The sequence below is a fragment of the Bacteroidota bacterium genome, from assembly GCA_016213405.1.
Classification (GTDB): Bacteria; Bacteroidota; Bacteroidia; order Palsa-948; family Palsa-948; genus Palsa-948.
Genome location: JACRAM010000012.1, coordinates 1 through 10828, shown reverse-complemented (window position 1 = coordinate 10828; position 10828 = coordinate 1). Strand labels below are relative to the sequence as shown.

Here is a 10828-nt window from a genome sequence, read left to right as displayed (position 1 = left end):
TGTGGGAATTCTTTTTACTATTTTTCTCCTACGGAGAAAGCAACCACCCCTGTGTCCCCTCCTTGCACAAGGATGGGAGGAGGGCACTCTTCAAAGTGGGGAGAAATAAAAGTGGCGTTAACTCCAGAAGCCCTCAGCCCCCGATGCTCCTGACGCTCCGGTCGGGACAAGTTCGATCGGGACAGGTCTGCCCCTCTCCCACAGGAGAGGAAAGGAAATCTCAGAGCGATTTGTTCGTTCCTTTTCCCTGAAAGAATTTTGGATTGAAGAGGGGTTTGCCGTTTATGCCGGTAAGCACCAGAGAAAATTCAAACGCGCCTCTTCCGTTGGTGTAATTATTAAGGTAGGATGTATTAATATCGTATGAAAGTTTAAAGATATGCTGTTCGTATTTCATTCCTGCCTGGATAATGAAGGCGTCTTTCCAGCGGTAATTTAATCCACCGATAATTTCGTAGGGGGTTTCTTTCATTTTATAAAAACCAAGACTGCCGATAGTAAACTCATACGCTTTTGCCTGTTTCATAAAAAGGAGGGATGGAATAATTTTTATATCCTCATTTATTTTATAATCAGCGCCTGCCTGCAAGATGAAGTGCATGGGCATGCGGTCTTTTGTAACGTTTGTAAAAGTTTGTTTTGGTTTTGTTGCATGATAAATTGAAAAGCCACCCCATGGCTGCGCTTTCCATTCCGGTTTTTTGTATTTGTAAAAGACACCCATGTTGGCGTCAAATTTCAGCCAGCTTGTTTTTTCAAAATTCTCTCCGCTTGAAGTATTGACATCAAAACCTCCGTCTGCATCAGGATTATACTGATTGTCATAGGTGAAATTGTTCGGGTCAAAGCTTTTATAAAGAATGCCCATTTGCAAACCAACAGAAAGGTTGTGAGGTCCGCTCACATCATTTGTGATTTTATAAGCAATTGATGGCATGAAGTTGAGTGTGTTCAAGCCGCCTTTGCCGTTTCGGCTGTGAATTAAATAACCGCCCACTCCAAATTCTTTGCCCCAGTTATTGTATGGCATATCATACGCCAGATAGGTTGTTGAATAGGGTTTTGTTCCGAACGCCTTCCATTGTGAGCGGTAATCGCCATAAATTTTATAGTTGGCTTGCTCTCCGAAATAGACTCCGGTTATTGCGGGATTATAATAATGCGGAGCGGCATCAAACTGCGTGAGGTGGAAGTCCTGCGCAAAACAGTTTGCAGTCTCCAGTTTGCAGTTTGCAGTTACTACAAATAAAAACAAAATAAGTTTATAGTTGAAAAAACCGTAAACAGCAGACCATAAACCGTAAACTTCTTTTTTAGTTTTCATGTTTTTCTTTTTTTACTTAAGGATGGTTACATCTCCATGAATATCTACTACATCCTCTCCATAAGTTATTCCTGTAAGTATGTAAACATATCTTGCCGAGGGCTGAAGTTTTCCTTTGTACGTTCCATCCCATCCGTTGTCTTGTGAAGTTGCATGGAAGATTTCGTTGCCCCATTCATTGTAAATTCTCCAGTCCATTTCTTTCATAGGTCCACCGCGAACGGACAGCACATCATTTTGCCCGTCACCATTGGGTGTGAATGCAGAGGGAACGGATACTACAAATGTTTTAACAGTAAATGAATGCTTCACAGTATCCAGACAGCCATCCGTGTTTGTTACGATGAGCATTACATCAAACGATCCGTTGTCGTTAAAACTATGAGAGGGGTTTTGCGCATTATCACTTACTCCATCACCAAAATTCCATACCCATGATACCGCATTGGTGGAGAGGTCAGTGAAGGCAACTGCCTGTGTGGTATAATAAATTCCGTTCGTAGGATTGAAATCAGCCATCGGGAGCGGCAGAATGGTGATGACATTTGTAAGCGTGTCTGAACATCCGCCTGCATTGGTTACAATATGTGTTACGGTATATGTGCCGGCAACGGAATATGAGTGTATAGGATTGCATGTAGAATCAGTGGTGCCATCTCCAAAATTCCAGAAGCAGGTTGTGATGCTGTCTCCCGTTCCCACACCGGAAGAATCGCTGAATGTATATGCGAACCAGCAATCGCCTGAATAATTAAATCCGGGAATAATTCCTTTGACAGGAATAATGGTATCGCTAAATGCGGAAGTGCATCCTGAATCAGAAGTAACGGTGAGCGAAACAACATATACTCCGAGAGAATCATAATAGTGAGAAGGATTCGCAAGAGAAGAAATATTATTTGCACCGGAAGCAGGATCGCCAAAGTTCCAACTCCATGAACTAATAGTTCCGCTGGAGATGGTTGATGTGCTGAAGAAGAAAACTGAATCAAGCGAGCAGGTTGTAAGAACTGTGAATGACGCAACAGGTGTTGGGTTAATGGTAATTATTTTTGTTAACGTATCAGAACATCCCACACTATCTGTAACAATTAATGCTACGCTGTAGGTTCCTGCAAGCGTGTAGGTATAGTTTACAATCGGTATGGAATCTATTCCACCATCACCAAAGTTCCAGTTCCATGAAATGATAGTATCATTAATTGCTATAGAGGTATCTGTAAATATAATTGTCTGCCCGGCACAAGCGGAAGAAGCCGATGCAAACAATGCGATGACAGGTTTGCCGGGAATCAATGAATCAATATAGGTTGAAGTACAGCCGGAATCAGAAGTGACTGTAAGCGTTACGGTAACAGTACCTGAAGTGGTGTAGGAGTGAACAGGGTTTTGGAGTGTGCTTGTAGTTGCGTCACCGAAATCCCAACTCCATGAAATAATATTTCCGGGAAGAGAAATAGCAGAAAGGTCGTTGAAGTAAACAGAATCACTCAGGCAAGTTGTGATGTAACTGAACGAAGCAACAGGTGTTGGATTTACATTTATTATATGCACCGCTGTATCCGATGAACCGGCATTTGTACCAACAATAAGCGTTACGGTATATGTTCCTGCCAGAGAATAAGAGTAGGAAGGATTCTTTACTGTATCTGTTCCGCCATCTCCAAAATTCCAGATCCATGAAATAATACTGTCACCAGCCATTACGGTGGATGTATCGGTAAATGCTATTGTCTGCCCTGTGCAAACAGAAGAATCCGAAGAAACAAAACCGGCAATTACATTTGTGCATGAAACAACTGTATCAACAGCGGTTGCCGTGCATCCTGAATCGGAAGAAATAGTAAGCGTTACCGTAAATGTTCCTGAAGTGGAGTAGGAGTGAACGGGATTTTGCAATGGACTTGTAGTAGCGTCACCGAAATTCCAGTTCCATGAAATAATATTTCCGGAGGCGATGGAAGAATTATCAGTGAAGAATACAGAATCCTTCACGCAATCAACCGTGAAACTGAATGATGCGGCAGGAGTTGGATTTATATTTATTACATGCACCACAGTATCCGTGCAGCCGATATTTGTGGTTACAATAAGAGTGACAGTATCTGTGCCGGAAATAGTATACGTATGAATTGGATTTTGAAGTGTATCTGTTCCTCCGTCAATTATCCAGTCCCATGAAACGATCGTATCATTTACAATAGTGGAAGCATCAGTGAATGTAACCGTTTGCCCTGTGCAAGCCGAAGAACCGGAGAATGCCGCAACAGGAGTTCTTCCGATAATGAGAATCATCGTATCTGTTACCGCAACGCATTGTCCGTTTCCGGTGGATGTGAGCACGAGCGTTACAGTGCTTGTGTCATTGCTTCCGAAAATATAATTTCCATTAAGGGTGGAATCATTGGGAGAGAATGTTCCGTTTCCGGAAGTAGTCCATTGACCACCAGTTGAATTCAATACAGTTCCATTAAGAGTTATTGAGTCGCTGCCTGAGCATACAAACTGATCCGTACCGGCACCCACTATGGGGCCTGGATTTACATATATTATTACAGTATCTGTTGATGGAGTACAGCCGCCATTGTTTGTAGATGTAAGAACAAGAATAATATTTCCTGTTAATGCATCATTGATGCTTGGCGTATAAGTTCCGTTGAGTGAGGTATTGCCCGGAGCAAATATTCCGCTGCCATTAGGAGTTGTCCAGATTCCGGTTCCGCTTCCTCCGGTAATTGTTCCATTCAGTTGAGCGGCATTGTTTGCACAAACAGTTTGGTCGGCTCCCGCATTTGCAACGGGAGGTTGCAAGAAAAATAATTTAACAGTATCGGAAACGGCAAGACAATTTCCATTGTTGGTAGAAGTAAGTATGAGCGTAACATTTCCGGCAGCACTGTCAGTCGTACTTATACTATAAGTTGCATTCAATGTTAAATCATCCGGAGAGAATGTTCCGGAACCAAGTGTTGTCCATTGTCCGGTAGTAGCGCCTGATGAAACAGAACCATTGAGGGAAACTGTATTTTGAGTTGCACAAATAGTTTGGTTGGGACCCGCATTTACAACAGGAGCAGGAGTGATAGTTACGATGATGGAATCGGCAACAGGCGCGCATCCATTGAGGGATGTCAGCGTAAGCGTAACAGTTCCGGCAATCGTATCACTATCGCTCGGAATATAAAAAGCATTTAAGGTGATGGAATCAGGAGAGAAAGTTCCTGTTCCGCTTGTTGTCCACACGCCCGAACCGGTTGTTGAACTTCCATTGAGGAAAACTGTATCTGCATTCGCACAGACAGTTACATCGCTGCCCGCATTCACAGAAGGGAAGTTGTCGAAAGTAATAATCATCGTATCGGTAACCGGATTGCAAAGTCCATTTCCTGCAGAAGTAAGAACAATGATTACACTGTCCGCAGTCGTGTCGGCAGGAGTTGCAGTATAAGTTGTAACAAGGGAAGATGCATTGCCGAATGTTCCGCTTCCGTTGGGAGTTGACCATGTTCCGCTTCCGGTGGAAGAAGTTCCGTTAAGCGTTGCTACGAGATTTGAGAAGCAGAGAATTATGTCAGGTCCCGCATTTACAACAGGAGCAGGAGTAATTGTAATAATCATTGTGTCTGTAACAGCATTGCAAAGCCCGTTTCCTGTTGAAGTAAGAATAATTGTTACACTTCCGGCAAAAGTATCCGCAGGACTTGGAGTATAGGTTACACCCATTGAGAATGTATCAGGCGAAAATGTTCCACTTCCCAAAGTTGTCCATCCTGCACCGGTTGAAGTGGTGAATGAACCGCTGAGTGTAACAACAGAATTGTTTGCGCAAACAGTTTGGTCAGCACCTGCATTCACAGTAGGAGCAGGAGTTATGGTAACAATCAACGTATCTTTTACTGAATTGCATGTTCCGTTGTTTGCGGAAGTAAGAATAAGGGTTGCTGTTCCGGCAGTGATTTGAGCCCCGCTCGGAGTGAAAGTGGAGTTCAGCGAATTCGGGACGAATGTACCGCCTCCGCCAATGGCTGCCCATGTTCCGCTTCCAGTGTTGGAAGTTCCGCTGAGAGCAACGCTCGCATTGTTTCCGCAAACGGTAACATCCGCGCCTGCATTTACAATCGGCTTGTCAATATAAGTGATGACAATGGTGTCAGTAACGGGATTGCATCCTCCGTTTCCTGTGGAAGTAAGAATCAAAATCACCGAGCCGGAAATTGTATCTGGAGTGCTTGAATTATATATTGCATTCAGTGTTGTTGGAGTTGGCACAAAAGTTCCTGTTCCCAATGTTGTCCATATTCCGGAACCTGTGGAAGAAGTTCCGTTGAGAGGAACATTTGCATTGTTCTTGCAAGCCACTGTGCTGATGCCAGCGTTGACGATGGGCGCGGGAGTGATTGTCACAATAACCGTATCAGTATCAGCAAGGCATGTTCCGATTCCGGTTGTAACCAGTACGATTGTAACACTTCCGTTAAGAGTATCAGTTGCATCAGGAATATAAGTTGTGCTGAGTGATAAATTATCAGGAGAGAAAGTTCCTGTTCCGGAGGAAATCCATATTCCACCAGATGCAGCCGCATTCACAGAACCGTTGAGGATAACCGTATCATTGTTTGCACAAAGAGTCTGGTCAGCGCCAGCGTTGGCAGTTGGAGCGTCCGTAATTGTAAGAGTCATTACAGCAGTTTGCGCTGTGCATCCGCCATTGCCGGTTGAAGTAAGTGTAAACGTTAGAATTCCGGTTGCTGTATCTAATGAACTTGGAATGTAATCAGCATTAAGCGTTGTGCTGGTTGGTACGAAAGTTCCGGTGCCTGAAGTTGTCCAGTTGCCTGTGGTTGTTCCTCCCGAAACAGAACCATTCAAGGTAACTGTTGCATTGTTCGCGCAAACAGTTTGGTCCGCACCCGCACTTACTAGGATTGGAGGTGTAATTGTAACTACAGTTGTTTTAGGATTACTTACGCATCCGAGAGAGGAAGTAACTGTAAGTGTATATGTTCCGGCATTTGACGAAGTGACTCCCGCAATGCTTGGATTTTGTGAAGTGGAAGTAAATCCATTCGGTCCGCTCCAACTGTAAGTGGCCCCTGCTACAGCGCTTGAAGTGAGTGATAAAATATTTCCTTCGCAAACAGGCGAGTTGCTTCCTACAGCGGGATTAGGTGTTGGATTCACCGTTACAGAAGTTATTCCCACAGGTCCTGTGCATCCGCCAATGGATGCAAATACAGAATAAGTTCCCGAAGCAGCAACGGTAACATTTATGATTGTTGGATTTTGCGCAGTGGAAGTAAATCCGTTTGGTCCGCTCCACGAATAAGTTACTCCCACAATGGTGCTTGCTGTAAGCGATAAAGTTTGCCCGGAGCAAACAGGAGTGTTGCTGCCAGCGGCAGGAGCAGCCGGAGTCTGATTGATAATAACGTTGACTGTTGAATCAACACTGGTACATCCGTTTTCCGTCACGTTCACAGTATATGTACCCGCATCAGCAGTTGTTGCTCCAGCGATGGTAGGATTTTGTAAAGTGGAAGTAAAGCTGTTCGGTCCATTCCATGAATAAGTCGGGCTTCCGCCAGCGGTAGCTGTCAAACTAAGATTTTGTCCTTCGCAAATCGGACTGTTGCTTCCCGCTGCAGGTATGGCAGGAGTTTGATTGATGGTAATGCTCACAGTTGCATCCGGACTTGTACATCCGCTTGCGGTTAAGTTCACCGTATAAGTTCCGGCATCTGTTGTGGAGGCAGGAGAGATGACAGGGTTTTGAGAAGTCGAAGTAAATCCATTTGGTCCATTCCATGAATATGTCGCTCCACCAACTGTGTTTGCTGTCAAACTTAAATCTTGTCCCGAACAAATCGGGCTGTTGCTTCCGGCAGTTGGCGCAGATGGAATTTCATTAACTGTTACGGAAACAGTTCCCGCAGGACTTGTACTACATCCGGGAACAATGGCGACAACAGAATACGTTCCGGATGCCGCAGTGGTCGCACCTGCTATAATAGGATTCTGAGAAGTAGAAGTGAAACTGTTCGGTCCGCTCCAGGAATAAGTTGCTCCTGAAATAGTATTCGAAGTAAGTGAAAGTGTTTGCCCTGAACAGAAAGGGCTGTTGCTTCCCGCAATTGGTGTGGATGGCGGAGCATTGACAACAATAGCAACAGTGCCCGCGGTGCTTGTACAGCCGTCAACCGAAGTGGCAGTTACAGAATAAGTGCCGGAGTTTGTTGTTGCAGCAGGAGTGATGACAGGATTCTGAGTAGTGGAAGTAAAACTGTTTGGTCCGCTCCAGTTATAGGTTGCTCCTGTAGCACTTGCTGTAAGTGAAATATCATTTCCAACGCAAACAGGTGTGTTGCCTCCTGCTACCGGCACTGCGGGAGTTTGATTAATAATAACAGATACTGTTTGTGTTGGCAAAGGCGGACATCCTCCAACAGTTGCAATCAGTGAATAGGTTCCCGTTGCGGAAGTAGTTACGATACCGATTGCCGGATTCTGCGAAGAGGAGGTAAAGCTATTCGGTCCTGTCCATGAATACGTTGCGCCTGCTACCGTGCTTGAAGTCAAACTCAGCGTTTGCCCCGAACACACAGGAGAATTGCTTCCTACTGTTGGTGCAGAAGGCGGAGGATTCACTATAACGGTAGTTGTGTTTACCGTGCTTACACAGCCGGTTGCAATGGATGTTACGCTTACAGAATAAGTGCCTGCATTATCCGTGGTTACGCCTGGTATAGTTGGATTTTGTGATGTGGAAGTGAAACTATTTGGTCCGCTCCATGAATAAGTTGTGCCGCCAATGGTGCTTGCCGTGAGAGAAATAGTATTTCCAACACAAACAGGGCTGTTGCTTCCCGCTGTGGGAGTAGCAGGAGCAGGATTGATGGTAACCGAAACAGTTCCGGCAGGACATGTGCATCCGTTTTCAGTAGCAGTGACCGAATAAGTTCCTGCAGCAACAGTTCCGGCAGCAGTGATAACCGGATTCTGAGAAGTAGAAGTAAAGCTATTGGGTCCGTTCCAATTATAAGAAGTTCCAGTTGAACTTGCTGTCAAGCTCAAATCAGTTCCCGCACAAATAGGGCTGTTGCTTCCCGGAGCGGGCGCGACAGGAGTTTGATTGATGGTAACTGAAACTGTTCCCGCAGGTCCCGTGCATCCGCTTGCTGTTGCAATAACCGAATAGGTTCCTGTAGCTAAAGTTGTAACACCTCCTATTGTTGGATTTTGTGAAGTGGAAGTAAATCCATTTGGTCCGCTCCATGAATAAGAAGTTCCAACGCTCGATGCAGTCAAACTTAATATTTGCCCTGAGCAAACCGGTGAATTGCTACCCGCAACAGGGGGAGCAGGTGTTTGATTTACGGTAACAGCAACTGTGTTTCGCACACTTGTACATCCGGCAGCAGAAGTAGTGGTAACAGAGTAGGTTCCGGAATTACTTGTTGTTGCAGGAGTGATTACAGGATTCTGCGTAGTGGAAGTAAATCCGCCCGGACCTGTCCAAGTATAAGAAACACCTGTTCCGCTTGCTGTCAAACTGATATCGTTGCCTGAACAAACAGGAGAATTACTTCCGGCAGAAGGAGCAACAGGTGTTTCATTTACAGTTACAGCCACTGTTCCGGTAGAACTTGGACCGCATCCTGGTACAGTAGCAATAATAGAATAAGTTCCTGATGCGAGAGTTGTGGCAGCTCCGATTATGGGGTTTTGAACCGTGGAAGTAAAACTGTTCGGTCCCGTCCATGAATACGTGGCACTTATAATGGTGGCAACAGTAAGTGAAATAGTTTGACCTGAACAAACCGGACTGTTGCTGCCGGCAGCAGGAGGCGGAGGTGGAGGATTTACAACAACACTTGTAGTGCTGACTGTGCTTATGCATCCCGCAGCCGAAGTGGCAGTTACAGAATAGGTGCCTGCATTAATCGTTGCCGCAGGGGTGATAACTGGATTCTGAGAAGTAGAAGTAAAACTGTTGGGTCCTGTCCAGTTATAAGTTGCTCCTGTTGCACTTGCTGTTAAACTGATATTTCCTCCCAAGCAAACAGGAGAATTGCTTCCTGCCGTTGGCGCAGTTGGAGTTTGATTTATCGTTACAGAAATTGTTTGAGTGGTAAGAGGCGGACAACCCGCAACAGTTGCAATCAGTGAATAAGTTCCCGAAGCAGCCGTGGTTACTCCTATTATCGTAGGATTTTGAGAAGCAGCAGTGAAACTGTTCGGCCCGCTCCAGAAATAAGTTGCTCCCACAACTGTGCTTGAAGTAAGAGAAAGAGTTTGTCCCGAACACACAGGAGAGTTGCTTCCTGCTGTTGGCGCTGAAGGCGGAGGATTCACCACAACGCTGGTTGTTGCAACAGGGCTTGCGCATCCTGCGGCAGAAGTTGCAGTTACAGAATAGGTGCCTGAATTAATTGTTCCCGCTGCAGCAATAACAGGATTCTGAGAAGTGGAAGTGAAACTGTTAGGTCCGTTCCAATTATAAGTACTTCCTGTCGAAGATGCTGTTAAACTTAAATTAATTCCCACGCAAATCGGGCTGTTGTTTCCTGCAACAGGTGCAACCGGAGTTTGGTTTATTGTAACACTTGTAGTTGCTGCTGTGCTTGTGCAGCCGCTGGTAGTTGCGGTAACCGAGTAAGTTCCCGAAGCAGCAGTGGTTACTCCTGCTATCGTAGGATTTTGGGAAGCGGAAGTAAAACTATTTGGTCCGCTCCATGAATAAGTTGTTCCGGTGCTGCTAGCTGTCAAACTCAAATCATTTCCTGAACAAACCGGAGTGTTGCTACCCGGAGTAGGCGCGGCCGGAATGGGATTGACGGTTACCGAAGTAGTAGCCGAAGGCCCCGCGCAGCCGGCCACGGTCACATTGACGGAATACGTTCCGGAAGCGGCAGTAGTGGCAGCAGCAATGACCGGGTCTTCCGAAGTGGAAGTGAAACTGTTCGGTCCTGTCCAGTTATAAGAAGCGCTGGCAATGGTATTGGAAGTGAGCGATAAAGTCTGTCCCGCGCAGATAGGAGTGTTGCTGCCCGGCACAGGGGCAGCCGGAATGGGATTGACGGTTACCGAAGTGGTAGCCGAAGGACCCGCACAGCCAGCCACAGTCACATTGACGGAATACGTTCCTGTAGCGGCAACAGTGGCAGCGGCAATGACCGGGTCTTCCAGCGTGGAAGTAAAACTGTTCGGTCCTGTCCAGTTATAAGAAGCGCTGGCAATGGTATTGGAGGTGAGCGATAAAGTTTGTCCCGCGCAGATAGGAGTGTTGCTGCCCGGCACAGGCGCGGCCGGAATGGGATTGACGGTTACCGAAGTGGTAGCCGAAGGACCCGCACAACCGGCCACGGTAACGTTCACGGAATACGTTCCTGTAGCGGCAACAGTGGCAGCGGCAATGACCGGGTCTTCCAGCGTGGAAGTAAAACTGTTCGGTCCTGTCCAGTTATAAGAAGCGCTGGCAATGGTATTGGAGGTGAGCGATAAAGT

Annotated in this window: 2 protein-coding genes; both read right to left on the bottom strand. The window is 45.9% G+C overall.

The features are described from left to right. Window positions 1-220 precede the first annotated feature (220 nt). Window positions 221-1324, bottom strand: a complete 1104-nt coding sequence (locus HY841_01615) for a PorP/SprF family type IX secretion system membrane protein (protein ID MBI4929430.1) — start codon at window positions 1322-1324, stop codon at window positions 221-223. Window positions 1325-1336: 12 nt separating this feature from the next. After that, the coding region (locus HY841_01610; protein MBI4929429.1) for a PKD domain-containing protein at window positions 1337-10828 on the bottom strand (9492 nt) is incomplete at its 5' end.

Bases quoted from the DNA above. Each gene is read 5' to 3' on its own strand.
- HY841_01615 (MBI4929430.1), bottom strand. From the start codon at position 1,324: ATGAAAACTAAAAAAGAAGTTTACGGTTTATGGTCTGCTGTTTACGGT.